This window comes from Nitrosomonas communis (assembly GCF_001007935.1).
Taxonomy (GTDB): Bacteria; Pseudomonadota; Gammaproteobacteria; order Burkholderiales; family Nitrosomonadaceae; genus Nitrosomonas; species Nitrosomonas communis.
The window spans coordinates 2,557,646-2,583,753 of the sequence record NZ_CP011451.1; the positions used below are offsets into that span (position 1 = coordinate 2,557,646).

The following is a 26,108-nucleotide window of genomic DNA, read 5'->3' on the forward strand; positions in this document are numbered from 1 at the left end:
ATTAATTGCCTACACATCGCTTAGGGTATTTGTCTACTTTGTTGGGAATTTCTTCTATATTGATCATTTCTTCCATTTTGATGATTTCTTGTTTATTAATTGATTACAAGAGAATTAGCTAATGTAGTTTTTCATGCATTAAGTTTATTTCTATGTTTTTCGCTATAAAGTTAAGGAGATAAAGCTATGTATAAATCAACTTTAACATTGATAGGAACAATAGTGCTAACTGGTACATTGATATTCACCAGCATAGTATTCGCTCAGAATGCCTCGAATGAACAGAGGCCTGCTGGTAGTACTAATACTCCTGGCACCTCTGATAACCCTGATAGCCTTGGTACACCGGGTACCTCTAATAATTCCGATACATCTAATATTCCCGATACCTCTGGTAGTTCTGTTAGCCCTAGTACTCCGGAAAGCTCTGTTACTCCTTATACTCCAGATAGCTCAGTTACACCTTATACCCCGGGTAGCTCCGTAACTCCTTATACCCCAGATAGCTCTGTTAATCCTGCTACCCAGGGTAAGTAATGACTCAGCATTTGTTATTAAAGATGTTTTTCGTGTTGTTTTACAGTTTGTTTTGAATTCATCTATTTTGAGTAGATAGCCGAGAGCTCAAAACCGACTATAGACGGATAGCGTATTCCCTGCCTAAGCAGTAGTTTTTTATTAGCTCAACACTCGGTCATAAGAATTTATGAAGTAAAAAAAAACCACGACTTTCTGGCATGGGGCTATCCGCTACAGCAGGTGTTTGAGTACCTACACAAAAGGATAAGCCCGTAGAATTCATGGTGCCAAAATTGAACGAGTTTTCAGCTTTTCTATAATTTCGATATCACACTTTCTAACCTCAATTCCTTGACCAGCATAGTACTGGAGCTCAACTAGACAAAATGTTGAAAGATGTGCTGGATGATCCTGGCTTCACACTCGTTGGGTACCAGCCGGCGATTTTCGACATCATAGCCGAGTGGCGGTATGCCACCCATCCACATCCCCTTTTTCTTGCTATAGCATGTCCCCTATAAATTGATTATAATTTACAGATGACCTATCCGATATTATTTCGCCGTAAAGTATTATCCGTTCGTGAGAAGGAGAACCTCTCAATCGCGCAAGTGGCCAAGCGTTTTGGTGTAGGGGTCGCCAGCGTGATGCGTTGGATCAAAACTCCCGATCCCAAGACCACCCGCAACAAACCTGCCACCAAGATCAACATGGAAATGTTGGCGCAGGACATCAAGAATTATCCGGACGCGTATCAGTACGAGCGCACCAAACGGTTGGGTGTCAGCAAGCAAGGCATTAACCATGCTTTAAAGCGTCTGGGCGTGACTTATAAAAAAAAGCCTGTGTCACCCCAAAGCCAGCGAAAAAGAGCGGCGTATCTTCCAGAAAAAAATTGAAGACTATGAGCGAGCAGGCCGCGTTATCGTCTACCTTGATGAAAGCGGCTTTGCGCACGACATGCCACGCACGCATGGCTATGCGCCAGTGGGTGAGCGCGTCCATGGCGTAAAAAACTGGCATGCACGAGGTCGAACCAATGTGATTGGCGCTCTCATCGGAAAGACGCTGCTGACCATAAGTCTGTTCATCGCCAATATCACCGCTGACATTTTCTATGCGTGGATAACGCAGGACCTGTTGCCTAAACTTTTGCCCGCTTGCGTGATTGTCATGGACAACGCAACCTTTCATAAACGGCAGGATATCCAAACCGCCATTGCCAATGCCGGGCATACACTTGAATACCTACCGCCTTATTCCCCTGACTTAAATGACATTGAACCCAAATGGGCTCAGGCCAAAGCCATCAGAAAAAAGGAAGGTTGTTCCATCGAGCAGCTCTTTGCCGCTTATGAAATTTAAATCATTTTATATGGGATCTGCTATAGCAGTAATCTTGTCACGAATGCGCTCACCGGTAACTTCCCGCTCGAACAGGACAAACGATAGCAAGATGTTCAGCATCAGCCGGCCCATTGACATCGTGGTATTGAAATTGAACTATTGATTACCCAGAGAAACGGTATCTGTATCGCTCAAGGACTTCCACTATCATGGGGGATCTTCCCGGCATTTCGTGAAAAGAAACGATTCTGCTAATCTCAATGTTGTTCATCAGGTGCCTCCGAGCTAAGCAAGCGACATTCGAGCTGCAATAACCGTGATAGTCACGGTCGTCGGCGAATGGTATTCAGTCTTCAGAAGGGAGTCTGATGACAAAATTGTTTTCAGCGGAATGCAGATAGTTACTGAAGTCTAGGATTGGTTTACTGCTGTAAGCTGGCTTTAGATTATACTTCTCGTGAATCAAACATTGGTTTAAGTTAGTGCGGCATAGCTGTGAGTATATTAGAATTTTAATATGTCATCACGTTACCCGCTTACTGCACAAGAGATTGCCGATTTAGAGGTGGCGCACCGTAAAACATTAGTTAAGTGCTATGCTGACCGGCTAAAAACGGTTTACCTGCCAGGTAAAGGCTGGTCGGTTACTCAAGTGGCTAAATCGCTCATGATTGACCGGGAAACTGTGCGTAATCACTATAAGCGTTATCGCAAGGGAGGCTTGTCTGCGCTACAGAAGTTTGAGGCTGACGGTAGTGAATCTTTTTTGAATGAGTTGCAGAAACAAGCATTAGATCAGCATTTACATAAAAATCTGTATCTGACTGCCAAAGAAATCGCACATTATGTTGAACAAACCTGGGGTATCTCCTACAGCGAAAGCGGCATAACCCAATTATTATGCCGCATGGGTTATGCCTATAAAAAGCAAAGGCTGGTGCCAGGTAAGGCTGATGCTGAGAAACAACGCACCTTTGTGCAATGCTATGAAGCACTCAAGGCAAGCAAAGCGCCCGAAGACGCTATTTATTTCATGGATGCCACTCATCCCCATCACAATCCAGTAGCCGGTTACGGATGGATCAAACGCGGCCAGGATCACGAAATTCGCAGTCATACTGGCCGGCAGCGCTTGAATATCAATGGTGTGATTAATACGGTCAATCTGCAGGCCACCAACTGTTTTAGCGAATCGAGGCACACCATCCACAGCAGCCTATATTCACATTATTTGTGACAATGCGCGTTATTATCGATCACAACTGATCAGTGCTATCTCAATGATTCAAAAATAAAACTCGTATTTTTGCCGCCGTATGCACCCAATCTCAACTTGATTGAACGTTATTAGAAATTCTTCAAGAAGAAAATCCTGTATGACCGTTACTATGAAACTTTTTCACTTTTTAAAAGTGCTTGCGAAGCTTTTTTGGCGAAACTTCGTTTTCACAGCATCGCATCATTACGAAGCAGAATTACGCACATTATTAACTGATAATTTCCAAATCATCGGAGCACCTGAGTGCCGAAATTTTATGTATGATGGGTATATGTCATTTCACACATAATGAAGTAATAAACTTAACGAAAAACTTCAGCGTGCCAGTAAATTTACCGGCTACCAGCAATGCAAGAATGATGACTGCGTAGCCGATTAATGTTGCTGTCGTATGTATGGCTTTGATGAAACCTGCCCTTCTCGCTTTGTCCTGTAGAAGAAAATCAGCATTTACCTTGGCAATCTCAGCCAAACGATTTATCTGTTTCGCAGGCTCCAGTATCTTGCTGTTCCGACATGCTTTGAGATTTTCTATCTCCTTCTCAAGACTCTCGATCTTTGCTTTATGAGCAACTAGTTCCATGGAATGAGGACATTGAGCTGACATTTAAAGACTCCCGTTATTTGATGAGTCAGAGGCGTGTTTTCTGGCCTCGATGGTTAATAGATTCATGCGATTGTCTTTTTTTTTTACGTAAGAGTAATGCACGCAAGCGGAATCAGGTATTCCAGATGTGTAGTTTTCGAGGATAAGCTGATCAAATTGTAGATTCTTAGAAATCCATATAGTAATGTCGTAATTTGAGACGACTTTCACCTCGACATCGACCGCTTGTCCCAGCGTATGCTGGGAAACTTTTGTGCCATGAATTGCACGGTTCAATTCTGAAATCCGGTACCTACTATTCGGTACAAATGGAATGCCATAATGTTCACGAATCGGCGTAAATGTGATTACATACATACATTAAATTGGCAACCACTTCTGCTGATGGTTTGTCATCAATTTTTAATTTGATTGCCGTGTCTGAGTGAATCAGTGCACGTAGCGTAAAATGAGAGAATAAGTGTTGATCTGAATTCATATGATTTACCTATTTTTTTGGATAGTGATTTGGCAAAGCTTTCAAGCCCGCATCAATTTATCAATCCGATTAACGATGGTAACCTGAATTTTCTGTTCAGCTTCACGACTTTTCTGCCAGTCACCAAACGGTTTACTGTCAAAGAATTTCCTGCCAAAACTGACCGGCATGGCTAGGGCATTAGGTAAAGGGGTATGTGCGTACAGGCTAAGATTAGCGGCCAGGCTCATCATGCCTTCTGCCCAATTCTTTCGCCAGGTTGGAGATGGCATAATGTACTGGAAACCGGGCCGGTGGTAATCCACCAGCCAACCCTCTTTTCGGTAATGCAACCAATCCCTCATCAGAAAATTCAATATTGAACAGGTGCGAGAGTTTTTCCCGACCGTTCATATAATGCGTCATGAGCGCAGCAAAATCGCTTGCTGGATAAGCCCCTATGATCCGCATGCGATTAAGCAGAAAATGATCATAGGTATCCTCACCCTCCATGGGATCAGGAACCGCTTCATCTTTTCTCACCAACTGCGCAGCCATACCGCCCAGTAACCAATGAAGTCTTCCGGAAATATCGGGCAGTTCACCCAACAACCGTTCAATAGATTCCGCCATAGCGCCGGTAAAATGCTTAATCCTCCAGGCCTCATCAACAACCTCACCCAATTCAATCGTATGGCTGACCGCTGGTGTGGAAATATCCGAGGCATAGCTTAAATAATCAGAGTAATGACTTGCTCCCAGCGAGAGGTCCGGTCCATCTTCCAAAACGGAAGACAGGTAATGACAGACTGCTAGCATACGTTCCTGCACCGTCCAACAGGCAGGATCGGGAGGCGTGCTTTTATCCTTTGATAAGACATAGCGCAGAAAAGCAGTGTAGGAAGCTTCCTGCTGATGATCAGGTATTGCCGCGATCACAATGGAATCGGTTATGGAAAGCTCTCGCAGCTGCACGGTCAATCGACGCGTGCGAAGTAATGGAAAGTGAAGCATGTATCCCTGCCATTTTAATTAACAGAATACAAGCATTTTAATGACATAGGAATGCTGTGTTTGTGCGGTTTTCCGTCATTGAACGGAAAAATGAAGTAGAATGCAAACCGGGCTCAACACACTTAGCAAGAGACATCAATCCAAACAGAAAGCGTTTCAATTTATCCTGCAAAATTTCAAGGTTATGACCGGGTAACGCAAAGCCGAAAAACAGCCGAAAGGTTAAGGTTTGGGCAGTATCTTGTTGCGGTGTTGAGGTACTTGGTCGCCTTTTCATATTCTCTACAAATAATTATGGAACCTAAACATTACACGCCAAAAGAATTAGATGAAGCGGTCGCTCAAGAGCGAGAAAGATGTTTATCGATGTGTCGTATGGTGATGGACCATCATTCCGAAATAGCCAAAATAGCCGCACAAGAATTTGATGAGGAAAATAAGCACTTCATAGAAGGTCAGATCTCGGGTGCAAAAGATTGTATTGAAGCTATTGAAGGGAAATGGGATAAGAATGCTGCTAAACAGTCACCAAGAGCTTATCCATTTACAAAGTAACCTTGTAACCATCCCAGTCATTACGATCAATCGCTGTCAAGGTCGCTAATGACATCGGCACCAGTTTCTCGACATATCTGCCACCCGCATCAACCGGAGAGGATATGGGACCGCTAATAGACTCACTTACTAAAGTCGAATAAATACATTCTTTGTAGCGCATGGCAACATTTGGTGGGGCAATAGGTGACACCAATGCTTCGATTGCGCTAACAACAATACATTATCCATGGATAATCTTCCTCCCCTATCTTATGCCAGTGGTCGTCGATTAATAAGTCGCACGATTCTATGGGATATAAGTCACCGGAACCTGAAGCTAGATTCGCTCCATCATCACAAAATCTTCATTTTTGCATGTACTGACGTATGATGCAGATACTCTCTCAACAACTGGTACTAAATTGACAGCAGTTCAATTATATCTTCTGCTTTAAAACTTTTCCCTGATACAGCCATTTTGTGTCTCCTTTATTGAGTTACTGAGTTTAAATTCTCTCTCAACTTGTAGTATTAAAAATGACCTCAGTTCACATATTTAATCTCACTACTGTTAATCCTAAGCCCTTGAGAGATAAGCCTGAGTGGGCTTGGAGATGGAGTAAAATTGATGTGTTCAAAACAGCAATTTTCCAACCCAAGGGCTTAAGCCTAAAGCATCTTAACACTGTATTACATCAACTGCTCAAGTACATTCCCCGTTACCGTTTTGATCGAGCCGTAGAACGCCATGGAGGAGATCATCAAATACGGACACTTAACTGTTGGACGCAGTTTGTAGCGCTGATTTATGCGTAACTGGCACAACGCGTTTCACTTCGCGATCTGCAAACAACTTTCAATAGTCATGCTACTTGCCATTTTCACTTGGGAGCGACACTGATTCGCCGCTCCACACTGGCAGACGCTAACGCGCAGCGTGCGCCTGGCCTCTTTCGCGAAATCATGTTCTGGTTGATCCACAAGCTTCAAGGTAATCTGCCGTCTGCGAACGAGATCGTGTGGTTGGGTGATTCCACCACACTGGATTTGAATCTCCACCACTATGCCTGGGCTAAGTTTCGTTCCAGTAAGGCAGATATAAAACTCCATACTGTCTACGACCCGCATGCCTGTATTCCTACTTTCCTTGAGATGGGTGAGGCCCGTGCGCATGATGCGAAGGCAGTTGCTTCTCTGCCTTTGCTGACAGGCGCAACCTATGTTTTTGATCGTGCCTACCATAACTATGAGTGGTATGCCAGGCTGACAAAACAAAACATTCGTTTTGTCGGGCGCATGAAAGCCAATACTGTATTGAAGTGATCTCCTCGCAGCAGGTAGACGCCCGAGTGTCAGCAGACGAAACCATCCGTTTAACTTCTAACGCAGGCAGTCAATATCCTGAGTATCTACGCCGTATTCTCTACACTACCGAAGAAGGTAAAAAGCTCGTTTTTATCACCAACGATTTCGAACGTCCTGCTCAAGCTATTGCTGATTTGTACAAAATGCGTTGGCAAATCGAGCTGTTTTTCAAGTGGATCAAGCAAAATCTCAAAATCAAACGCTTTCTCGGTACCAGCAAAAATGCAGTGCTGATCCAAGTGGCCGTGGCAATCATCGCTTATTTGCTGGCACGCCTTGTTCAGCAATCATTCCCCAACTCTTTATCCATGCAACAATGGGCAAGACTAATCTGTGTCAATATCTTCGATAGAAAACAACTGGAATCCTTGGCCAAACCACCACCCAATCCTACCAATCCTCCTTCAACTCAAGAGCTTGATCTTGGTTTTGCTTAACCGGACAGTAGAGATAATTTCCGTATATTTTCTATCCTTCTGGCAGCAAAATATTGTTGCGATTGCTACAAATGGCGTCAATAATCACGTATAGGAAAGCGATTCAAACCGGAGCAAATCGTGAATTTTCTACGCGAGATATAAGGCATGATGGCTAATGGCAGGACTTTGCTGAAGGCATGCAAGCATGCAGGTATAAGTAACAAGAGCTATTACCGTTGGCGCAAGATTTACATTGTGCGAACGCGGGATCCGGAGTCCGGCGGTCAGCCTGCGCACGCATCAGCTCATATATAAATATCATTATATAATAACCTCTTACACATTGATGATTCCCACCTCTTGTCTCATGCCAGTGATCGTCGGATTAACAGTCCTGAGCTCAGTCGCTTATACTTGCAAATAGACGAAGAATCCAGAGCAGTTTTTTTACCTGGTACCGAATCGGTGCGAACAACCGAACTAGGGCCGAACCTAAACCATCTCTTATGGCGCGCTTCCCTCTCCTCCTTCATGCAAAACAACGGTTTGCGGCAGCTTTCTCCGATCTTTTTCTGAGCATCGGCCCGAAACCCAATGGCTGCAAGCACCGGAGGGAAAAACCGGCAGAAGCGCCACAAAATTGCCCGGGGTGAGACCTGCGAATCTGATGGGGAGTACCATCCCTGCCCCGAAACGGCCACATAGCGGGCAATTATGCTTACGTCCTGCATCCACCATATCCGTTAGAAAGACTGCAGGATATATAGGAAAAACAAAGAATTTACAGGGTAAGAGTTTTCTGCCATATGGTTATTTTATATTTAAGGTGGGATTAGATGAAGAGATGGTCAAATCCGCAAAACTGAAGATCTATTTTATCGCCACTTTATCGCCAGTTTATGCAGGCTGGAATTCCACCTTTGGGTCGCAGGGTTATTGCCATCTCAATCTCGACTTCATCTGGGTCAAGCAACTGTAAATCACAGTGCTGAATTATCATACATAGCAAAAGCTGGCTCTCCATTAATGCAAAATGACTGCCGATACAGATACGCTCACCTGTCCCGAAGGGTATGAACGAATATCTCCGGTTTTGGGATACCAAAAATCGTTCGGGGTCAAACTGCTCTGGTTGTGGCCAAAAGTCGGCATGATGATGAAGATTGAAAATACTGAATATCGCAAGCCTGCCAGCTTTTAAAAAATAATCATCAACCTCGGTATCTTTACTAACTTTACGCAGCAAAAAACTGGCAGGCGGACGGAGGCGCATCGATTCACTAAGTACGGCTCTGGTATAAACAAGCTGCTGTAAATCTGCGGCGTTTGGTATTTTCCCTTGCAACAATCGATCAAGTTCCTCGCGCAGCCGAGCGAGCGCGCCTGGATGGCGGACGAGTAAATATAAAGTCCAGCTTAGTAAATTCGCAGTTGTTTCATGACCCGCGCTAAAAATGGTAATCACTTCATCACGAACCTGCCGATCGGTCATCTTCTCACCGTTGTTGTCATCACGCGCTTTTAACAACATATCCAACAGGTCATTCTGACCCGAGGGTGCAGTGCGGCGTTGATCGATCATCCCGTATATGACATTATCGATTATTTCCAATGCCTGCTTGAATTTTCGATTCGCCGGAGTGGGCACATATAACGGGAGAGTCAAAGGATTTGCGATGGTTTTAGCGGCATATCTCAATAAAATCTCCAAGGACGGCGCGATCTGTTCTATTTTGTCGAGGACACTGGTGCTGAACATGGTTTGGGTGATGACCTCCAATGTAAGCCGCATCATTTCACCCGACAGGTTGACCTGCGCCCCTTCACCCAGCTGCCGCCATCGAGCCAGCATGTTGTTACCCGCGGTAGCCATTTGCGGCAGCAGCGTGGTTACATTACTTCTCTGAAAAACGGGCTGCATCAAGCGCCGTTGTCTTTGCCATAAATCGCCCTGACTTGTTACTAATCCCTGACCTAAAATCAATGCCAGACCGGTTGGTTTTTCAGGGTTGTAGGTTTTTACAAAAACATCGCTTTGCCTGATCAAGGCTTGTTCAACTAGTTTTGGGTGGCTAAATAAATAAAATTGGCGAGCAGCCAATCTGAAGCTGACTAAATCTCCATAATTTTGCTGCCAGCCATAAAAGGCTTGAAGGGGGTTCGCAATCATCTGCCTTAAATTCCCCAGAAGAAAATCGCCCTTGACCTGTGGAACTGTTTTGTTATGCGCCATCGTCTAGCCAGTTGGAAGGTTAATGAGGGACTCGCTAGTGAACTGCTGTCAATTTAGTACCAATTGTTGAGAAAGTATCTGAATCATACGTCAGTGCTTGAAGGGATGTAAATTTTGCGGTGATGGAGCAAATACAACTTCAGGTAGCGGAGGTTGATAACCCAATGGGCAATGCGGTCTGATAGTGTTGTACTCACGAACCCACCGGTTCACGATAGCTTGCGCCTCCTGAACGCCATAGAAGCTTTCACCATAAGATAAATTATCACGTAATGTTCCATTAAAGCTGTCACAGTAGCCATTTTCCCGAAGGATGTTAGAACGACCGCATCTCAGCCGCGAAGCGCCGCCTCGATCACGGCGATATCAATCTTTCGCATTGTCATCATCGCATCGAATGCGCGCTTGGCGGCAGCGGGGTCAGGATCAGTTATCGCTTCTGTCAGTGCCAGAGGTGTGATTTGCCAGGATACTCCCCATTTGTCCTTGCACCAGCCGCACGCACTCTCTTGGCCGCCGTTGCCGACTATCGCGTTCCAGTAGCGATCCGTTTCAGCCTGGTCAGCGGTTGCTACCTGAAATGAGAACGCTTCGTTGTGCTTGAACGCAGGACCACCGTTGAGCCCGAGACACGGAATGCCCATTATGGTGAACCAGACCGTCAACACATCCCCTTTCTTCCCGGACGGAAAATCCCCTGGTGCGCGGTGCACTGCGCCGACAGTCGAGTCGGGAAAGGTAGCGGCGTAAAACTGTGCCGCGTCTTCGGCGCAGCCATCGTACCAAAGACAAACCGTGTTCTTTGCAGGTATTGTCATGTCACTTCTCCACTAAGATCGAAATTTTTGCCATTCATGCATCGCTTCACTGTGCTTGACATTAGCGGTCTAATTAGAAATAGATATCCAAAATAACGCAATATATTACGTCAAAAATGACATCTAACACGGCAAGCAGCATGTTATCACCTTATTTTTTATAAGATACGCCAATTTAGCTTTCATCGTAACAAACTTTGTTAGATTCTTAAATAGGATGAATAGATCATGTTTTTTGACCAGATACGCGACAATTTCTCGCTCCTTATACAAATACACGCAGCCATTAACCCCTTACTTTTTTCTGTACCACATGTGACTGACATGTTAATGAAGTGTTAATCTGATTTTAATCAACTCTCTATTAGCTTGCGTTATCTCTAAAATGCAGCTATTTCCTGCAGGCGAACTCCGTACTGGCACATCGATACGACCTTGGCAGCAAACCCGATTGCCGAATTTGAAAGCCACGTAAATTGCACCATGGTGGACAATAAACACCAGACATTGCTCGCTGCACAAAACGGCCAGCTACCCCTCAGCAAGATTGATGAAGGTAATGGAAGCTTTAAATCATAAATACAGACGCAGTATTGCCTCGGTGTATTATTCTGTAGGAGCAAGAAATCCTGGAGCATTGGACGTGAGATTATATCGCCCTGCTACACCACGAATTGGCAGGATGTGCCGATCGCGTACGCACATTTGCCAGATTGAGTGATTACCCGACCGGTGCTCTCTATTGGTGAGATCGAAAGGCAAAGCGAAGTCGAGTTGGGCTTAAGCGGTATGAGCTCTACACTTTCGCCCTTCCAGGGGGTGCCGGGAGCGTACCGGATGAGTACCTCCATGCCCGCCCCGCGACTACCCCGCAGCGGCCAACTACGCGTGTTTGAGGGGCTCGTTTGCGCCTAACCTTTTTCCTCCAAACTGTGGCGCTGGGCTGATCTGCACTTACTAACAATGCATTGCCTCATGATCACATGAATTTACTGCTACTCTTTACGATAACAAACTGCACAAAGCTCTGCTGAAATAATTTATGTTTAAACCTTATTTAAGCCGATGGAATTTGATTTCCGATGGCGATCCCATTGTCACGCGTAGCAGTTATTTATTGCGGGTGCGTATGGATGGGCACATAAATGGCAATCCTGCCATGCTAAAAATGCCATGGATACCGAAGAGAAATTCGGCGGCTTAGTTATGCAATGGTGGAATGGCGATGGCGCAGCACGAGTGTATGCGTATGAAGGCGATGCTTTATTGATGGAGCGGGCACAAGGAACAAATTCTCTCATCGAAATGGCGTACGAAGGTCAGGATGATGAGGCTAGCCGCATCGCTTGTAACGTAATCGCCAAATTACACAAACCCCGATCGACACCTCCGCCCGAACTTATCCCATTAAATATTTGGTTTGAAGCGTTAGAATCAGCTGCCCAGCGCGAAGATAGCTTGCTTCTCGAAAGTTTAGCTGTCGTAAGGAAGCTATTGGCGTCACCGCGCGACATTGTAGTGCTGCATGGTGACGTGCATCACGCAAACGTACTGGATTTTGGCTCGCGCGGCTGGCTAGCCATCGATCCAAAGCGAATAATCGGCAAACGCGGCTATGACTACGCAAATCCTCTGTGTAATCCAGAATTGCCAACGGTCACAGATCCCCTCACTCAGATTTATTTGCCAATCTCACGTGATTGCGCAAGCTGCTAATTTGGAACGACAGCGCTTATTGCAGTGGACATTGGCGTATGCTGGCTTATCGGCTTCATGGTTCTTGGAAGAGGATGATCACCAAAACGCTGATTTGGATCTTTTCATTGCTGAACTAGCTCTGCAAGCCCTATCAATGGGAGCAAATAATCATGAGGGCATTTATTGACAAACTGCGCATTGAACCCATCACACAGGATAACGCGACCGATGCCAAGGCCATTTGATGGAACATTTATTATCAACGCTCGTTTGTACTCTACTCTCGACTTTACCCGATGGCTTCTGCTACGAGATAATCTTCATACCCTCCTACGAAAAGCGCTATAGTCATGCCGAGATCGACCCACGAATTTCGGAGAGTATCTGAAACATTCCAATCACTCTGGATTCTTGGCCCATTTGCAAGGTCGCCCTGCAGGTTTATTATTACTTTCGGAAAGCTGGAACCGAATGGCCGTGATCGACGATATCTAGGTAGATGCTTCTCATCGGCGTCCAGGCATTGCAACAGCTCTGCTGAAAGAAGTCGATGCTTGGGCACATCAGAGGTATCTCTCCGGTCTCCGATTGAAAACTCAGGGTATACCATTGTCGTAACGTGCCAATTATATGAACATCACGGTTTCGTTTTGGGCGGTTTAGATCAATATCTATATGCCGGTACCCATGAAAATTCCAAGAAAAATCGCACTATTCTGAAATCGTTTGTTCAATAATTAGAATAAAAACATCTAACTATGCAACGCTATTTACAGCTCGCGAATGATGAAAAATAAGAGCGGCGGTTGGGTTTATTGTTTGCAAGAATAGGAATTGTTTGTTCTGGACCTGACCATGATGTGCTATTTTGCCCGCCGCTTAACGGCATAACTATACTGGATAGGCCATTCAGGTTCTATCCCTAACGTATGTTGCGCCTTGAGGGCCCAGTAAGGCTCCCGCAGTAACTCTCGGCCGATAAAAACGAGATCCGCCTGTCCGCTGGTGATGATTTCATCCGCGTATTGCGGGTCAGTAATCAATCCCACCCCGCCTGTGTAGACTTGTGCTTCATTTCGGACGCGTTGGGCAAATTGAACCTGGTAGCCTCGGGCAACGGGAATTCTTGCATCGGGTATAACACCGCCGGACGAGACATCGATCAGATCCGTTCCAAGTAACTTTAGTTCTCTGCAAAGAATAATCGATTGCTCTATATCCCAGCCACCATCGACCCAGTCAGTGGCAGAGATTCGCACGAAGAAAGGCAGCTCGGACGGGATAACATCGCGGAGGCGTTTGGCAACGCTTAGCAAAAGCCGCATGCGATTTGCCAAACTGCCGCCATAATTATCAGTGCGATGATTACTTAAAGGTGATAAAAATTCGTGCATCAGGTAGCCGTGTGCTGCATGAAGTTCTATCACTTTAAAGCCCGCGTCCAGTGCACGTCGAGCCGCCGTCTCCCATGCTTCAACGCAATGCTCAATATCTGTTTCTGACATGGCGTTGGGAACCGGATCGTCTGGGTAAAAAGGCAGAGGACTGGGACCAATCACTGGCCAGCCTCCTTCCGCCGGAGTTTTCAGGCTACTGCCACCATTCCAAGGAACATTACAGCTGGCTTTGCGTCCAGCATGGGCGAGCTGGATACCTGGAATCGCGCCTTGCCTCTCCACAAATCGTGCAATGCGAGCTAATGGCTCGATATGCTCATCTTTCCAAATCCCCATGTCTCCCGGTGTAATGCGTCCCTCAGCCGTGACTGCAGTGGCTTCAACAACTACAAGTCCTACACCACCCATTGCCCGGCTACCCAGATGGACGAGATGGAAGTCGTTGGCAAAACCGTCGTGAGCAGAATACATGCACATGGGCGATATTGCGATCCGGTTGCGGAAAGTAACGCCGCGAAGGGTAAGTGGGGACATCAGATCCTCTTCCGGGATTTCTCGGTCATGCTCGCTCTGACATTGTGTTTGGATAGCGGCATTGCTCAGCCGGCGGTCACTGACCGGAGCAGCTGTGGTAACTTCTGCGGTGGTGTTGGCAGTAAGGCTTGTCTTGCTCAGAGGGTCAGGAGTTCCGTCTATATTGTGTTTGTTCTCGTCATTATGAGACATAGCTTTTCCCTCGCTGTAAATTGCCAGTATACGCCTTTTGATCTGCCTGAAATACTCGTAGAGGGATAATTGCTGATTGAGCACGTACATCAATATCATACAGATAGTTCTAAATTCACAGCACACCTTAACTATGGTCATTTTTAGTGCCAAAAGTTGAGAGAGGTATTAACCTGAACAACTCACTTAAGGAGGCAATAAATGGCATCAATAGGAAAACGATTCAAACCGGAGCAAATTGTGAATCTTCTACGAGAAATAGGAGATCGCATAGAGTGACGACTATGGAAAAAATCGGATGAGAGAACCATCCTAACTCATGAAATACTCTGGAAACACAGGTTAATGTTGATGACATTATGATATGTCAACAATGTCTAAATGTTTATACTGCTAGCTTTTTACCCAAAAGGAGCATTTCCAGAATATACAAAACGGAACTAGTAGAAGAGATCGCAGCACAGGCAGAGATACTCAAAGCTACCGCAGCCAAGGCCTTAAAAGCCATGATCGATACTGTAATTGCAACCGTCGCCAAGGGTGATATATCGCAACCAGATAATATTGATTATAATTTAGCGATGGCCTATTCACTGGATTTCCGCCGTAAAGTCCTGTCTGTCCGAAAGAAAGAAGGACTTACGATAGCCGAGGTGGCGGCCCGGTTTGATGATTGATCTTGAGGTATTGCGGCAGGATGTTCTCGATTATCCTGATGCTTATCAGTACGAGCGGGCAAAACGTTTGGGTGTAGCGCAGAACGCTATTTTTCTGGCGCTCAAGAAGCTTGACATCACCTATAAAAAAAACTCTGAAGCATCCCAAAGCAATTGATCACGCACGGCGCATCTTTCAGGAGAAGATGGCCGCTTATGAAGCTGCAGGCCAGGCCATTGTCTACATTGATGAAAGTGGCTTTGCGCAGGATGCACCGCGCACGCACGGTTATGCACCTGCTGGTCAGAGATGTCATGGCACGCATGACTGGCATGCGCCAAGTCGTATCAACGCGATCGGCGCCCTGATCGGAAAGCTATTGCTCACGTCAGCCTGTTTGCACTCAATATCAATGCGGATGTGTTTCACGAATGGGCGATGCAGGACCTGTTGCCTAAATTACCGTCACATGCCGTCGTTGTGATGGACAATGCCACCTTCCATAAGAGGCAGGATACGCAAGAGGCCATACAAAACGCTGGGCACACCCTTGAATATTTGCCCGCCTATTCTCCTGATCTAAACCCCATCGAACATAAATGGGCACAGGCGTTCGCAGTAACAGCAATTTAACTAGCGGGTTAAAGTCCCGTCCAAGGAATTGTCCATACGCCTTGGTAGCACGAAGGAGCGGCATTCAAGTAATTGAGTGACGTGAGTTTCTAAACGACAAAGATGCAGGCCGTAACGCAAGTGAACCTAGAAGTAGCCTCGTAAACTAAATGCGGTTGCCGACCTCGTGTCTGTATAGGGAAGGCCGAAGTGATAGTGTGCTGGTAATGGAAGCCACACTAGCGAGCCGTCGGGGTAGCAGGGTCGGCATGTATCGGAAGTTAAATTGTACAGTGCTGGAGATCCATAACGGTTGACGTGGTCAAGTAAAATCGGACACCTCAGTTAAGCTGCTTTTATCGATTCTGCTGCTTCTGCTTCATATTGATTCGGACTTTTGTAATCCAGGTATGAATGCAGTCTTTGGTTGTTATAAAACACGGCGATATACTGCAAAATATCCTGCTGTGCTGCATGGCGGGTTTGGTAATGCCGCCATTGGCAGCGTTCCTGCTTGAGGCTGCCAAAGAAACTTTCCGCAACCGCATTATCCCAACAATTTCCCAGACGACTCATGCTGCCAATAAAACCGTATGCTTTCAGTAGATTGCGGTATGCTTTACTAGCATACTGCGACCCACGATCCGAATGCACGATCAGGCCAGGCGGTGGCCGGCGTAGCCAGATCGCCATTCGTAATGCATCACAAACCAGTGTTGCTTTCATCCGTGAGCTCATACTCCAGCCCACCACCTTTCGGGAGAACAAATCGATAACAATCGCCAGATACAGCCAGCCTTCCTGAGTCCAAATGCAGGTAATGTCGCAAACATAGACTTGATCCGGTCTGGCAACCGTAAATTGCCGATTCAATTGGTTCTCAAACACTGGCAACGGGTGATTGCTGTCCGTCGTCACCTTGTATTTCTTCCGGTGTTTCACTTGTATCCCGGCTTCTTGCATTAGTCTTCTCGCCTTCCAGCGACCAACCCGATAGCCCAAGGCACTTAGCGCTCGCTTCATCCTGCGACTGCCATAGGTATAATCGCATGATTTTGCAATATTCTGCACAGCATTAAGTAGTTGCCTGTGGTGTAGATCATCCGGGCAATTGCAGCAGCGTTGTTCATAGTCATGAGTCAAGCACTGCGACTGACACCCAATAGCCGGCACATGAGGCCGACCGGGTAGGTCTTTTTCTTTTGGGTGATGAACGAATACTTCACTTCGTTTCTTTCGCGAAAAAGACCGCCGCCTCCTTTAGTATTTGCCGCTCAAGCTTTAATTGCTTGTTTTCTAGTTTAAGCCGCCGGATTTCTTCCTGCTCCGGTGTCAGTTTCCCATTACCGCGGAATGCCTGACCATTAGTATCCGCCTGGCTTTCCCTGATCCATCGCCCAAGCATGTTAGCCCTGATTTCCAGGTTTCTGGCAGCTTCTGCTATCGTTAATCCCTGATCCAGTACCAAGCTGATTGCATCCAGCTTGAATTCCTTTGTATAGTGTTTCCTAGGTTCCATTTCATCCTCCAATTAAGACTATTTTCTCTTAACTGGAGTGTCCGGGTCTATTAGACCATATCAAGATTGTTGATGCCGGCAAAGAGAAGTTTCGCTTTCTGGGATTTGAACTGAAGATGAATGTCGGCTCAAAGGGGATGGCTTACCCGCACATCAATCCGTGCGATAAGGCGGTAAAGAAGGTAAAGACCCGCATCAGTGAGATAACGGCGAGGAACCAGACATGGAGACCGTTGGACGAGGTAGTGCGTGATATGAATCGAACGCTGCGCGGTTGGTCGGAGTATTTTCATTTCAGGAATTCATCGGCGGTATTTCTCAAGGTGAAACGTTTTGCTGAAGAGCGGTTGAGAATTCATCTACGCAAGCGGTACAAGGTGACGAATTGGAAATCAGCAATGATTCAATTTCCGAGGTGCGTACTGTATGAGAAGCATGGACTCTACAAATTATCAACGATAGCTGGCTGGAAGATGGCGCATGCCTCGACGTGAAGAGCATCGGAAAGCTGTGTGCGTTAATAACGCATGCACGGTTTGATGAGGAAGGGCTGGTGAAATTGACTATGGAATGGCTATTGAGGCACCGCCAAACGAAAGGGGCGGAAACAGATATAGCATGTCCCCTATAAATTGATTGTAATTTACAGATGACCTATCCGATATTATTTCGCCGTAAAGTATTATCCGTTCGTGAGAAGGAGAACCTCTCAATCGCGCAAGTGGCCAAGCGTTTTGGTGTAGGGGTCGCCAGCGTGATGCGTTGGATCAAAACTCCCGATCCCAAGACCACCCGCAACAAACCTGCCACCAAGATCAACATGGAAATGTTGGCGCAGGACATCAAGAATTATCCGGACGCGTATCAGTACGAGCGCGCCAAACGGTTGGGTGTCAGCAAGCAAGGCATTAACCATGCTTTAAAGCGTCTGGGCGTGACTTATAAAAAAAAAGCCTGTGTCACCCCAAAGCCAGCGAAAAAGAGCGGCGTATCTTCCAGAAAAAAATTGAAGACTATGAGCGAGCAGGCCGCGTTATCGTCTACCTTGATGAAAGCGGCTTTGCGCACGACATGAAAGCGGCTTTGCGCACGACATGCCACGCACGCATGGCTATGCGCCAGTGGGTGAGCGCGTCCATGGCGTAAAAAACTGGCATGCACGAGGTCGAACCAATGTGATTGGCGCTCTCATCGGAAAGACGCTGCTGACCATAAGTCTGTTCATCGCCAATATCACCGCTGACATTTTCTATGCGTGGATAACGCAGGACCTGTTGCCTAAACTTTTGCCCGCTTGCGTGATTGTCATGGACAACGCAACCTTTCATAAACGGCAGGATATCCAAACCGCCATTGCCAATGCCGGGCATACACTTGAATACCTACCGCCTTATTCCCCTGACTTAAATGACATTGAACCCAAATGGGCTCAGGCCAAAGCCATCAGAAAAAAGGAAGGTTGTTCCATCGAGCAGCTCTTTGCCGCTTATGAAATTTAAATCATTTTATATGGGATCTGCTATAAGCAACTCCTAATGGCGATTGAAAGCCAGTCCTTTACTCTACCAAAGCACTGCGTAGACAACAAAACCAGACCGTTGAGATGCTCTTCAAATCCTATACATTATGAATCATTCTTAACTGGTTAGGCTATATTATTATGCTGTTTGGGCTTGCCTTTTGTCATGTTTGATTTTGAAATAAAATTATGATGTCAATCCATCTAATCTTATTTTAAAATATGCCGGGGTTATAATGAGGGCTTAGGGCTTGTTATTTGACGACCACGACCTCTATGTCGCCTTGCCGATGCATGACAATAATCCCGACATCCAGTTTATGCCGCCGGACAAGCAGATCCACCGAGGCCTTTCCTACTTGTAGATTCTTGATCTGCAACTCATGCAGGAATACCGGGAGTATCGGGTACGTAAAGTACACTTTGGCCTCAGACGCATGAATCGACATACCCAGACAAGCTTGAAGACCCATGAAGGCGGAGGCCGCAGCCCAGGCCTGGGGATTACAGGCGACAGGGTAGCGGGTCAGGCCTTGGCCGGGTCGGCGGACAAACCCGCAAAACAATTCGGGCAGCCGGTGGAGATCCACGACCAGGCTGGCATCAAACAAGCTAGTCATGATCTTTTCCACGCCAGCCTTCAAACCATATCGGGCAAGACCGGCTGCGATAATTGCGTTGTCGTGAGGCCACACGGAGCCGTTATGATACGACATTGGGTTGTAGCGTCTCTCCCCATCCGCCAACGTGCGCACCCCCCATCCGCTGAAGTGATCATTGTTCATCAGGGTGTCGGCCAACCGAACGGCGCGGTCGGGACTAACGATCCCAGTGTACAGACAGTGACCCGCATTGGACGTTCTCACGCGACAGGTTTTCTTATGTCCATCCAATGCCAGTGCGTAAGTGGACAAGTCTTCACACCAGAACACCTCTTCAAATTGTTGTTTCAGTTTTTCCGCCTGCCGACGGAGTTCGTTCGCTCGTTCCGGTAATCCGAGCGCTTCCGCCAATTTAGCGCCCTGCTGCTTGGCGTCATAGACATAGCCTTGTACTTCGCACAAGGCGATCGGGCCCTCCGCTAGTTCTCCGTTCTCGTGAAAAACCGAATCACTCGAATCCTTCCAGCCCTGATTATCCAGTCCTGTCTGGGACTTTCGATGGTACTCCACGAATCCATCCCCATCCTGATCACCATAAGTATCGATCCAATCAAGGGCCAGTTCGATATTCGGCCAAAGGGTGCGCATTAACGCGAGGTCGCCCGTCCGTTCATAATAGGCTCCCGCCAACATGACAAAGAGCGGTGTCGAATCCACACTGCCGTAATACAGTCCAAAGGGAATCTCTCCCAGCGCGGCCATTTCCCCCTTTCGCGTCTCGTGCAGAATCTTTCCCGGCTCGGCATCCTGCGCCATCTTCAGTTCCTTCGCTTGGGCCGACGCCAAGTAACCGAGCACCCCGCGAGCGATCTGCGGTTTGATCCATAACGCTTCGAGCGCCGTAATAATGCCGTCCCGGCCAAATGGCGTGCTGAACCAGGGAACCCCAGCGTACGGATAGGGCCCCTCGGCCGTCTCGGTGACCATCATGCGAAAGTCCACCAACGAACGGTTCCACCATTCATTGAATTGCTCGTTAGATGTATGAATCAGGCAATCCTCGCTTTGTTCGGCTTTGAGCTCCATCTCGGTCTCGGCCACCGCATGATCGTACGCAAAACAAGTCCGCAGTTTCGCGCCGATATCGCAGCAGATCGTGACGGTAACCAACATCTCGGCTTTTGGGTCCAAGGTCATATTAAACAGCGCTTGCGTCACACTGAGTTCCGTCGGAATCGGCGAAAACATGATCCTGGTTTGACGCAACACTCCATCGAGTCCCTCGTAGGGCAAGACGAGAACATCCTTTCCCACCGCCCCGTGCAATTGCTTCCCTTTATGTTGCCGTTTTGTGCCACGGACTTCAAAGATATCCGCAAAATCCGATTCGAACCGGAGTCCGATCTGTATCGATATGGCGGCCAGACTGAAATTCGAGAAACGAAATCGTTCATACCCCACTCCGTTCCACAAAAACCGGGAGCGAAAGACATGCACGCTACCCCGCGGAATGTCGATCTGGCCTTCGTGATATAGGTCCGGATTGGTCAAATCGACCGCCAACAACGCATTGTCTTCCTTGATGGTGGAACTGAGCAGCATCGGCCGACCATTGTTCAGAAACAATTCCTCCCGGCTCAGGAACCGCGTTCCTTCGTGATACAAGCCCTGTGTTCCATGACCGACCAGTTGAATATCCCCATAGCGATCGAAGACACCGAAGGTTTCGCCATGCTTGAGCACCCGGGTCCGATTGTCCGCCATGGACGAGCTGGCAAGAATATAAAACTGATCATTGATGTTGATAATCTCTTCCACAAAAACCTCCATTACGCTTGCCGAAATGATTACACGATCTCATCCGCGAATATCCAATGGACAGACCCGAACGAATGATCACGCGGCAGTTCAATTCCTCTTATTACCTTATACTCTTCTTACCGACCATGCTCAATATACCATTCAATCTCACGTCCCAACACTATTGGTCAATGCGTGGAGAGCTGCGTCGCAAGCTTGATCACTTCAGGCTCTTCGGCAGCAATAATTGTTCCGTCCAATTTGTTCTCATCCAGTGGATGACATAAGCCGAGACGATGGCGGCCAAAAAGAACCCAGTTCCAATTCCTACGACACTCGGGAGTTCCCCGATCTCTTGCGTCGTCCAGCCGAACAACGTCATCCCTGCGATGGCTGCTACCATCGCGCCAAGATTGTAAATGGCCAGGACACGTCCCAACATTACCCGCGGCGCGATCTCCTGCAGGATGCCCCAGGCAATCGGAGTCAACGCACCAGCTCCTATGCCGATCACGACCATGAGCAGCGCAGCGGGAAGACGATTGGAAGTCAAGACCAACCCCCATATGGCAAACCCACTGATCAGACTGGACACCATCATCATTTGAATGCGCCGGTAAAGCGGCCAACCGGACAGAGAGACCAACCCCAGCGACATTACCAAAAGCCCTACACCGTAGGCAGACCAAAAATAGCCAACCTCGACCGGACCTAAATCCAGCATCTTCTTCCCGAACACTGGGAACAAAGTACTGAAGGCGCTTGCTGAAAATGTGTAGGCTATAGCAACACCAATTAACAGTAGGATCATCCGCTGATCGAACAACACGTACCGAAATCCGTCCCGCACATCCTGAAACATATTGGTCAGCGAAGTTACCGCCGCGGAGGCCGATTCGGCTGCCGGAAACCGAATAATCAGGAAACACGCGGCCGAGACGAGATAACTGACGGAATTGATACAGAGCACTTCCTGTGAACTCATCGTTGCGATCCCTATGCCGCTCAGTGCGGGACCGATGATGATGCCAATGCTCGTCGTTGTCTGTAAAAGCGCATTGGCCGCGGTGAATTCATGCCGGGCGACCAAGAGCGGAATCGAGGCAGTCAGCGCCGGTCCGAACACGGCCGACGCAACCGCATGAACGAAAACCAGGATATAGAGACGCTCAATGCTGAAGGATTCGACCGAGATCAAACAGGGTATGAAACCAAGTACTACGGCACGGATGAGATCGCTACCGATCAGCAGTAATTTCTTGGGCAGCCGGTCGACGATGACCCCGATGAAAGGCCCGAACAGAATCGGCGGAAGCGTCTGCAGCAAGCCGATGATCGTGGTCTTAAGCGGAGAACCGGTAATGGCATAGACGAACCAAAGTAGCGCCAGCTTGGACACCGCATCACCGACCTGCGAGACCATCTGACCCCACCACACGAGGGTAAAGTCTCGTGTGAGGAATTGCGGTGACCAGCTAACTGTCGGGCTCAGCCTGGATTCATTCGTGTTGCATCGTTTCATAGTGAGTTAGAATTCATGGAATGAAACCAGCTTGGGCACTAGGGAGTCGTTTACTCAGCTGTAATGAGCCGGACGGTGCTGGTGTTCACCGCCTTGACACCGGGCACCTGGCGAGCCGCCTGAGCCGCTTCCAGAATAATGACCTGAAATCGCGTGGATCCAGTCAACGTAACGACTCCTCCTTCCGTTTTTACCTCGAACTTCACCGCTTGCAATGTTTCACTCTTTTCGAATCGTTCTTTTATCAGTTGAGTGATGATTTTGTCTCGCTCGACGACGAGCCCATGAGAGGCATTTGGATTCACTTTCAGACGATTCTTGACCGCATGCACTCCGTCGAGACAACGGATAATATCTGCTGCCGTCTGCTTTTCGCTGTCGCTGGTGACCTTGCCGAGAAGGACCAGATCCTTGCCTTTTGCGTCAATTTCAATGTCATAGGGAAAAAGTCGGGAATCGGCCATGAGCGCTAGCTTGGCCGTGATTATCAGGGAGTGTATTGATTCTTTCCCTTCGGCTTCCACGAATTTGGTTTTGTCCGTTGACGTCTGATCTGTGGACGACTGGCCGTTTGCCGCCGGTTTGTTGTCCGCTGGCGGATTGACCTGCGGGCATGGCCGTTCGTCGCCAATTATTTCCACTTCTTTTTGGTGCGATTCCATATCCTTTGATTTCGCTTCCGACTCCTCCGTCTCCTGTTCCAGTTCCTTGAGTTTATGTTCAGACTCATGGATCGTCGGTTCGGTCTCCTTAAGCTTCGGCACCACCTCAGGTTTGATTTCGAGAGATTCGGCGCCGAGCAGGATTCGTCCATCTATCAACGCCATGCTGCATATCAGAGCGATCAATGCAGCAAATCTGAATGAACGGAAGAAAGAAATCATGACATCACGTTTTCATGCTGGATCACGTCCGAATCCTCTCCACGGATTTGCCCTGCTGCACGCGCCGCACTGTAAGGCATTCGATTCACCGCTGCGAAAGAAACCGGAAATACACGATAAGCTGGGTAAGCACGAGAACCACATGCGCGAGAAGATGAAACAAGGCAATCATACGGCGGCCACGGGCTCTGCAAACCCGTGGTCCAGAGAAATTCCGGATAACTAGGTCGTGGCTGGAGCATAATCTCGACGACTCACATGAATCGTCACCATTGCAGTGAGCAACAGGGCCAATCCGATACCGACCAGACTTGCAGCCGGACTGATTTCATCCGAAGCCCATCCAAACCCCGCCATGCCAACCATAGAAGAAGCCATTCCACCAGTGCTAAACGTGGTGAAAACACGGCCTAAGAGGTGTTCGGGCGTCACTTCCTGGAGCGTGGCTGACACGACTGGGTAATACACCGATGTGGTACCGCCGATGACGCCGATCAGCAACATTGTGTTCGCTAACACCGGCGTCTCTATCAATCCAAGACTGCAGACCGCCAGACCTCCCACTGCCAGGAACTTGGCGATTCGACCGATGCGATTGCGAAAATCACCTTGTGGTACCCAGGCCAACCAGAGGGAAGCCGCCAGCATTCCGATCCCCAATGCCGACCAGATCCATCCCAACTCGAGCGGTCCGACCTGCAACACTTCTTTCGCGACGACAGGCAGCATGAACACAAAGGCACTGATAGCCAAATTATAGAGCACGGCTGTAATCATCAAAGCGAATACAATTCGGTGTTGGATAAAGACGAACCGGAACCCCACGGCCAGATCCTTGATGATGGGGGTAGACAAGACTTCCAGCCGTTTGACCACGTGACTATCGCGTACGGCGATCGGAATGATGCACAACGCGGAAATAAAGTATGCCACGGCGTTGAAATACAGAACGTTCTGCACTCCGACCACTGCAATGCCCAGGCCGCCCAAGGCCGGACCCAGCAGAACTCCAACGTTCGTCGTGCTTTGAATAAGTGCATTGGCCGAGGTCAATTGTGATCGATCGACAATCAAGGGAACGGCCGATGATAGCGCCGGCCCGAAAATCGTGGAGACAATCGAATTCAAGAACACGAGCACATAGAGACGTTCGAGCGTCAATACGTCAAAGGCATAACATAAAGGAATGAGCACTACGGTCAGCGTACGCACCAAGTCAACGACAATCATTACCATTTTTTTCGGCAGACGATCCAGATAGACGCCGATCAAAGGGCCAAAGACCAACGGTGGAATGGTCTGCAGAAGACCGATCACGGTCATCTTGAGTGCGGATCCGGTAAGTTCATAGACGAACCAGAGGAGCGCCACTTTGCTCAGGCCATCCCCGATCTGGGAAATGGCCTGTCCGGCCCAGAGCATCCCAAAATCTTTGGTCCAGAGTAATCTCCAACCACTTGTGGCAGACTGCACCGTAACATCCTTCTCTTTCATAGCCATTCCGCGGACATCCCTTCTGCAATCGTGTTTCGCTTTCCGGGAAACACTTGCGGCCCGCTCAGTATTTGTTGGTACGCCTGGACATAATTCCGCACCATCTGCTCGACGGTAAACCGTTCTTCAAATACCTGGCGGCATCGCCGCCGATCGATCAAGGAGATGCCTTCGACATGTTTGGTCATCTCATCAAGGTTTTCACTAATCAGACCGGTCATCCCATGTTCGATGATTTCGGGGATAGAGCCGCGGCGGTATCCGAGCACGGGCGTACCACAAGCCAACGCTTCGATCAAAACCAATCCGAACGGTTCGGGCCAATCATAAGGACAAACCATAGCAAGAGCATTGCCGATGAAATCATTCTTTTGCACATCGGTCACTTCACCGACAAACTCAATCAGCGGATGATCCAGTAACGGTTCGACCACACGTTCGAAATAAGCTCGATCGGCCTGATCGACTTTTGCCGCAATTCGCAATGGTATGCCGACCCGCTTGGCCAATTCGATGGCGTGGTCTGGACACTTCTCCGGGGCAATACGCCCAAGGAATGCCAAATATTGACCTGGTTCAGGATGAGCACTGTATAAGTCGCTGGGCAATCCGTGATACACAGTAGCCAACCAATTACACCAAGGTAATGGACTTCGCTGCGAATTTGAAATGGAAACCAAGGGCAATTCGGAGAACTCACGGAATACTGGCGCCAGTTCCGGCAAGTCCAACCGCCCGTGCAATGTGGTAACCACCGGCACGGGGGAACGCCGCGCAAGAGAAAATGCCAAAAAATCGAGATGCGAATGGATCACATCAAACTGGTCAGCCACGCTGAAGACCTGTTCCACCATCGAAATTAGCGGGGCCTCCCGGCTAAAGATGCCAGTGTTGAGACGAAGTGCTTGATTGCAAGGAGCTTCCAGTTTCGCTTTCGTTAAGGAATCGCCACTCGCGAATAATGTTACGTCATGTCCCTGGCGAACGAGTTCTTCGGTTATGTAAGAGACTACCCGTTCTGTCCCTCCATACATCTTCGGTGGCACACTTTCCCATAGGGGTGACACTTGCGCAATTTTCATT

At 47.9% G+C, this 26,108-nt stretch carries 34 protein-coding genes and 3 pseudogenes; 20 read left to right on the forward strand and 17 right to left on the reverse strand.

Annotation, left to right across the window (positions count from 1 at the left end):
• Window positions 1-186: 186 nt before the first annotated feature.
• The 4 genes from AAW31_RS20765 to AAW31_RS11575 all read left to right on the forward strand — a co-directional run bounded on the left by AAW31_RS20765 (window position 187) and on the right by AAW31_RS11575 (window position 3,103).
• Window positions 187-537 (forward strand): hypothetical protein, encoded by a 351-nt coding sequence (locus AAW31_RS20765; RefSeq protein WP_144412942.1) that lies wholly within the window; start codon window positions 187-189, stop codon window positions 535-537.
• A 521-nt stretch (window positions 538-1,058) separates the two neighbouring features.
• Window positions 1,059-1,418, forward strand: coding sequence for an IS630 transposase-related protein (locus AAW31_RS11565; protein ID WP_046850344.1), 360 nt, complete (start codon window positions 1,059-1,061; stop codon window positions 1,416-1,418).
• Window positions 1,414-1,884, forward strand: a complete 471-nt coding sequence (locus AAW31_RS11570; RefSeq protein ID WP_144412826.1) for a transposase — start codon at window positions 1,414-1,416, stop codon at window positions 1,882-1,884. Before AAW31_RS11565 ends, AAW31_RS11570 begins: the two co-directional genes overlap by 5 nt.
• A gap of 499 nt (window positions 1,885-2,383) precedes the next feature.
• Window positions 2,384-3,103 (forward strand): IS630 family transposase, encoded by a 720-nt coding sequence (locus tag AAW31_RS11575; protein ID WP_200899620.1) that lies wholly within the window; start codon window positions 2,384-2,386, stop codon window positions 3,101-3,103.
• 316 nt (window positions 3,104-3,419) lie between these two features.
• Here the strand turns inward: AAW31_RS11575 and AAW31_RS11580 are convergent, their stop codons facing one another.
• The 4 genes from AAW31_RS11580 to AAW31_RS11595 all read right to left on the reverse strand — a co-directional run bounded on the left by AAW31_RS11580 (window position 3,420) and on the right by AAW31_RS11595 (window position 5,223).
• A complete protein-coding gene (locus AAW31_RS11580) occupies window positions 3,420-3,752 on the reverse strand; it encodes a hypothetical protein (RefSeq protein WP_046850345.1) in 333 nt (110 codons plus the stop codon).
• A complete protein-coding gene (locus AAW31_RS23665) occupies window positions 3,753-4,109 on the reverse strand; it encodes a D-Ala-D-Ala carboxypeptidase family metallohydrolase (protein ID WP_052752218.1) in 357 nt (118 codons plus the stop codon).
• A 162-nt stretch (window positions 4,110-4,271) separates the two neighbouring features.
• On the reverse strand, window positions 4,272-4,463 hold the full coding sequence (locus tag AAW31_RS11590) for a hypothetical protein (RefSeq protein ID WP_235264363.1): 192 nt from the start codon (window positions 4,461-4,463) through the stop codon (window positions 4,272-4,274).
• Window positions 4,444-5,223: a hypothetical protein gene (locus tag AAW31_RS11595; protein WP_046850347.1), complete on the reverse strand. Its 780-nt coding sequence runs from the start codon at window positions 5,221-5,223 to the stop codon at window positions 4,444-4,446. Before AAW31_RS11595 ends, AAW31_RS11590 begins: the two co-directional genes overlap by 20 nt.
• A 294-nt stretch (window positions 5,224-5,517) precedes the next feature.
• Between AAW31_RS11595 and AAW31_RS11600 the strand changes: the two genes are divergently transcribed.
• Complete coding sequence (locus AAW31_RS11600; protein ID WP_046850348.1) at window positions 5,518-5,778, forward strand: hypothetical protein; 261 nt, start codon at window positions 5,518-5,520, stop codon at window positions 5,776-5,778.
• Here AAW31_RS11600 and AAW31_RS21385 read toward each other — a convergent pair.
• Window positions 5,768-5,941, reverse strand: coding sequence for a hypothetical protein (locus AAW31_RS21385; RefSeq protein ID WP_158441501.1), 174 nt, complete (start codon window positions 5,939-5,941; stop codon window positions 5,768-5,770). The genes AAW31_RS11600 and AAW31_RS21385 overlap by 11 nt on opposite strands.
• A 356-nt stretch (window positions 5,942-6,297) precedes the next feature.
• Between AAW31_RS21385 and AAW31_RS19980 the strand changes: the two genes are divergently transcribed.
• The 3 genes from AAW31_RS19980 to AAW31_RS23190 all read left to right on the forward strand — a co-directional run bounded on the left by AAW31_RS19980 (window position 6,298) and on the right by AAW31_RS23190 (window position 7,562).
• A complete protein-coding gene (locus AAW31_RS19980) occupies window positions 6,298-6,576 on the forward strand; it encodes a DUF4372 domain-containing protein (protein WP_082110432.1) in 279 nt (92 codons plus the stop codon).
• Between the two features lie 69 nt (window positions 6,577-6,645).
• Window positions 6,646-7,083: a transposase gene (locus tag AAW31_RS23185; protein ID WP_052752219.1), complete on the forward strand. Its 438-nt coding sequence runs from the start codon at window positions 6,646-6,648 to the stop codon at window positions 7,081-7,083.
• Window positions 7,080-7,562: a transposase gene (locus tag AAW31_RS23190; RefSeq protein WP_052752220.1), complete on the forward strand. Its 483-nt coding sequence runs from the start codon at window positions 7,080-7,082 to the stop codon at window positions 7,560-7,562. The genes AAW31_RS23185 and AAW31_RS23190 overlap by 4 nt, the downstream gene beginning before the upstream one ends.
• A gap of 486 nt (window positions 7,563-8,048) precedes the next feature.
• Here the strand turns inward: AAW31_RS23190 and AAW31_RS11615 are convergent, their stop codons facing one another.
• The 4 genes and pseudogenes from AAW31_RS11615 to AAW31_RS11625 all read right to left on the reverse strand — a co-directional run bounded on the left by AAW31_RS11615 (window position 8,049) and on the right by AAW31_RS11625 (window position 10,595).
• Entirely contained in the window at window positions 8,049-8,282 is a 234-nt protein-coding gene (locus tag AAW31_RS11615) for a hypothetical protein (protein ID WP_046850350.1), read from the reverse strand.
• Window positions 8,283-8,430: 148 nt separating this feature from the next.
• Window positions 8,431-9,777, reverse strand: coding sequence for a cytochrome P450 (locus tag AAW31_RS11620; RefSeq protein WP_052752221.1), 1,347 nt, complete (start codon window positions 9,775-9,777; stop codon window positions 8,431-8,433).
• 117 nt (window positions 9,778-9,894) lie between these two features.
• Window positions 9,895-10,083: pseudogene (locus AAW31_RS19985) on the reverse strand (integrase core domain-containing protein); the annotation flags it as partial.
• A gap of 26 nt (window positions 10,084-10,109) precedes the next feature.
• Window positions 10,110-10,595 (reverse strand): VOC family protein, encoded by a 486-nt coding sequence (locus tag AAW31_RS11625; protein ID WP_046850351.1) that lies wholly within the window; start codon window positions 10,593-10,595, stop codon window positions 10,110-10,112.
• 483 nt (window positions 10,596-11,078) lie between these two features.
• Here AAW31_RS11625 and AAW31_RS22850 point away from each other — a divergent pair, with 483 nt between their 5' ends.
• From AAW31_RS22850 to AAW31_RS23195, 4 genes are all read left to right on the forward strand, one after another.
• Window positions 11,079-11,174 (forward strand): phage protease, encoded by a 96-nt coding sequence (locus AAW31_RS22850; protein WP_235264364.1) that lies wholly within the window; start codon window positions 11,079-11,081, stop codon window positions 11,172-11,174.
• Window positions 11,175-11,312, forward strand: coding sequence for a DUF4113 domain-containing protein (locus tag AAW31_RS23670; RefSeq protein ID WP_082110567.1), 138 nt, complete (start codon window positions 11,175-11,177; stop codon window positions 11,310-11,312).
• Window positions 11,313-11,768: 456 nt separating this feature from the next.
• On the forward strand, window positions 11,769-12,311 hold the full coding sequence (locus AAW31_RS22185; protein ID WP_200899621.1) for an aminoglycoside phosphotransferase family protein: 543 nt from the start codon (window positions 11,769-11,771) through the stop codon (window positions 12,309-12,311).
• A gap of 1 nt (window position 12,312) precedes the next feature.
• Window positions 12,313-12,480, forward strand: coding sequence for an aminoglycoside phosphotransferase family protein (locus AAW31_RS23195; RefSeq protein WP_258920397.1), 168 nt, complete (start codon window positions 12,313-12,315; stop codon window positions 12,478-12,480).
• A 102-nt stretch (window positions 12,481-12,582) separates the two neighbouring features.
• Here the strand turns inward: AAW31_RS23195 and AAW31_RS11635 are convergent, their stop codons facing one another.
• On the reverse strand, window positions 12,583-12,903 hold the full coding sequence (locus AAW31_RS11635) for a hypothetical protein (protein WP_144412943.1): 321 nt from the start codon (window positions 12,901-12,903) through the stop codon (window positions 12,583-12,585).
• A gap of 253 nt (window positions 12,904-13,156) precedes the next feature.
• Complete coding sequence (locus tag AAW31_RS11640) at window positions 13,157-14,416, reverse strand: NADH:flavin oxidoreductase/NADH oxidase (protein ID WP_235264365.1); 1,260 nt, start codon at window positions 14,414-14,416, stop codon at window positions 13,157-13,159.
• A gap of 359 nt (window positions 14,417-14,775) precedes the next feature.
• Between AAW31_RS11640 and AAW31_RS22855 the strand changes: the two genes are divergently transcribed.
• Genes AAW31_RS22855 through AAW31_RS23675 form a run of 4 tightly spaced genes read left to right on the forward strand, consistent with a single transcriptional unit; the run spans window position 14,776 to window position 15,706 of the window.
• Complete coding sequence (locus AAW31_RS22855) at window positions 14,776-15,093, forward strand: HU family DNA-binding protein (RefSeq protein ID WP_052752222.1); 318 nt, start codon at window positions 14,776-14,778, stop codon at window positions 15,091-15,093.
• A complete protein-coding gene (locus AAW31_RS19995; RefSeq protein ID WP_235264366.1) occupies window positions 15,086-15,250 on the forward strand; it encodes an IS630 transposase-related protein in 165 nt (54 codons plus the stop codon). Before AAW31_RS22855 ends, AAW31_RS19995 begins: the two co-directional genes overlap by 8 nt.
• Window positions 15,251-15,278: 28 nt before the next feature.
• Window positions 15,279-15,557, forward strand: a complete 279-nt coding sequence (locus AAW31_RS22195; protein ID WP_200899808.1) for a hypothetical protein — start codon at window positions 15,279-15,281, stop codon at window positions 15,555-15,557.
• Window positions 15,512-15,706 (forward strand): transposase, encoded by a 195-nt coding sequence (locus AAW31_RS23675; protein ID WP_407667751.1) that lies wholly within the window; start codon window positions 15,512-15,514, stop codon window positions 15,704-15,706. The genes AAW31_RS22195 and AAW31_RS23675 overlap by 46 nt, the downstream gene beginning before the upstream one ends.
• Before the next feature lie 324 nt (window positions 15,707-16,030).
• On the opposite strand, the pseudogene AAW31_RS11655 reads toward AAW31_RS23675, so the two are convergent.
• Window positions 16,031-17,204, reverse strand: a pseudogene (locus AAW31_RS11655) (IS3 family transposase).
• A gap of 116 nt (window positions 17,205-17,320) precedes the next feature.
• On the opposite strand from AAW31_RS11655, the gene AAW31_RS11665 reads away from it, so the two are divergent.
• The 3 genes and pseudogenes from AAW31_RS11665 to AAW31_RS11675 all read left to right on the forward strand — a co-directional run.
• The gene (locus AAW31_RS11665; RefSeq protein ID WP_046850353.1) at window positions 17,321-17,698 is read left to right on the forward strand and encodes a group II intron maturase-specific domain-containing protein; all 378 of its coding nucleotides are present in this window, start codon (window positions 17,321-17,323) and stop codon (window positions 17,696-17,698) included.
• Window positions 17,699-17,853: 155 nt separating this feature from the next.
• On the forward strand, window positions 17,854-18,279 hold the full coding sequence (locus AAW31_RS11670; protein WP_200899624.1) for an IS630 transposase-related protein: 426 nt from the start codon (window positions 17,854-17,856) through the stop codon (window positions 18,277-18,279).
• 10 nt (window positions 18,280-18,289) lie between these two features.
• Window positions 18,290-18,703 (forward strand): annotated as a pseudogene (locus AAW31_RS11675) (transposase); the annotation flags it as partial.
• A 274-nt stretch (window positions 18,704-18,977) separates the two neighbouring features.
• Here AAW31_RS11675 and AAW31_RS11680 read toward each other — a convergent pair.
• The 3 genes from AAW31_RS11680 to AAW31_RS11690 form a co-directional block, all read right to left on the reverse strand.
• Window positions 18,978-21,143 carry an amylo-alpha-1,6-glucosidase gene (locus tag AAW31_RS11680; RefSeq protein ID WP_187426927.1) on the reverse strand — a complete coding sequence of 722 codons (2,166 nt, stop codon included), beginning with the start codon at window positions 21,141-21,143 and terminating at the stop codon, window positions 18,978-18,980.
• A gap of 202 nt (window positions 21,144-21,345) precedes the next feature.
• Window positions 21,346-22,647 carry an MFS transporter gene (locus AAW31_RS11685; RefSeq protein ID WP_082110435.1) on the reverse strand — a complete coding sequence of 434 codons (1,302 nt, stop codon included), beginning with the start codon at window positions 22,645-22,647 and terminating at the stop codon, window positions 21,346-21,348.
• Window positions 22,648-22,697: 50 nt separating this feature from the next.
• The gene (locus AAW31_RS11690; RefSeq protein ID WP_046850356.1) at window positions 22,698-23,474 is read right to left on the reverse strand and encodes a BON domain-containing protein; all 777 of its coding nucleotides are present in this window, start codon (window positions 23,472-23,474) and stop codon (window positions 22,698-22,700) included.
• Between AAW31_RS11690 and AAW31_RS21390 the strand changes: the two genes are divergently transcribed.
• Entirely contained in the window at window positions 23,473-23,757 is a 285-nt protein-coding gene (locus AAW31_RS21390; protein WP_046850357.1) for a hypothetical protein, read from the forward strand. The genes AAW31_RS11690 and AAW31_RS21390 overlap by 2 nt on opposite strands.
• On the opposite strand, the gene AAW31_RS11700 is transcribed toward AAW31_RS21390, so the two are convergent.
• Window positions 23,754-25,025 (reverse strand): MFS transporter, encoded by a 1,272-nt coding sequence (locus AAW31_RS11700; protein ID WP_046850358.1) that lies wholly within the window; start codon window positions 25,023-25,025, stop codon window positions 23,754-23,756. The genes AAW31_RS21390 and AAW31_RS11700 overlap by 4 nt on opposite strands.
• Window positions 25,022-26,107: a glycosyltransferase family 4 protein gene (locus AAW31_RS11705; protein ID WP_046850359.1), complete on the reverse strand. Its 1,086-nt coding sequence runs from the start codon at window positions 26,105-26,107 to the stop codon at window positions 25,022-25,024. Before AAW31_RS11705 ends, AAW31_RS11700 begins: the two co-directional genes overlap by 4 nt.
• Window position 26,108: the final 1 nt, after the last annotated feature.